Annotated in this window: 1 protein-coding gene; it reads left to right on the forward strand. The window is 47.4% G+C overall.

Features of this window, described 5'->3' with window-relative positions:
• Positions 1–117: 117 nt before the first annotated feature.
• A partial coding sequence (locus tag A3751_RS20740) for a fatty acid desaturase (RefSeq protein ID WP_197466573.1) occupies positions 118–1,221 on the forward strand: 1,104 nt, incomplete at its 3' end.

The following is a 1,221-nucleotide window of genomic DNA, read 5'->3' on the forward strand; positions in this document are numbered from 1 at the left end:
GTTAATCTTAAACCGAATTGGCGGTTAATGTTAATAATAATGTCATTAAAGGAAATGCGGCTAAACCGTCTCTGAGTATATATTGAACGCATAGAATGACGAGGTGACGAGATGCAAATGATGAGCGAAGCCAAACCGGTTGCGTTTGAATCCAAGTGGCAAGAGTCGGTTCCCGATGTTGCGTGGGGAACACTGCTGTTAGCATTAGGCATTGTGCTGGGCTATTACTGGACGATTAGCAGTGCCCTAGCAGGTGATCTCCCTTACGCGGCAGCCACCCTGATTTGCGCATACTTGGCCTATGCGAGTTTTACTGTCGTTCATGATGCAGGCCACGGGAGTATTGTGAAATCGAATGCTCGGCTCAAACCCATTGAATCCATGTTAGGTTGGGCGTTTGCCGTACCTTTGTTGTTGGTGCCGTATCGTTTTTTTCAAAAAATCCACGACCGCCATCACTCGTTTACCAATGACCCAGATCGCGACCCAGACCACTACACATTTGCGCATTCATGGTTCACGGTTGCGCTGAACAGTCTCTATATTCCAATTCAATACCACGTGCTGGCGTTTACCAAGTTACGTGGAGTGCGCGCAATTAGAAGTACTTACAAAAGTACAGCGTGTTACTTCACTGCCGTAGTATCTGGCTTGCTCATTCTGACGGCGCTTGGCTATGGTTTTGAAATCGTCGCCTTTGTGATCATTCCAAACATAATTGCGGTGCTCGCACTCGCGTTGTTTTTTGACTACATACCGCATCACCCGCACAAATCGCGTAGCCGTTATCACGACACGCGTATCTATCCTGGCACGCTTTTAAACGTGCTATTGCTTGGTCAAAACTATCATCTGATCCACCACATGTATCCTCGGCTGCCTTGGTATAAATATAAAGAGGTGTATACACGGATTTTGCCTGATTTGGAGGTGCTCGGAGCTCCGATTGAAGATCTGCGTGGAGGAACGAGACCAGGCTTTATGACGTCACCAAATACGCGGAGTTTGTTGGACGATGGCAAGTCGATCAACATGGTGCTCGAAGTCGCGAAGGTAAGGGCGTTAACCTTCGATTCTGCTTGTATAGAGTTTAAATTGCCGCAGGGTGAACGTCTTCAATATCAAGCGGGCCAATACATCACAGTGAGTAAATGGCTCAATGGCGAGCAACAAACGCGCTGCTATTCCCTATGTGCCAAGCCAGGATCAGATAGCTTGAAA

The organism is Oleiphilus sp. HI0080 (assembly GCF_001635135.1).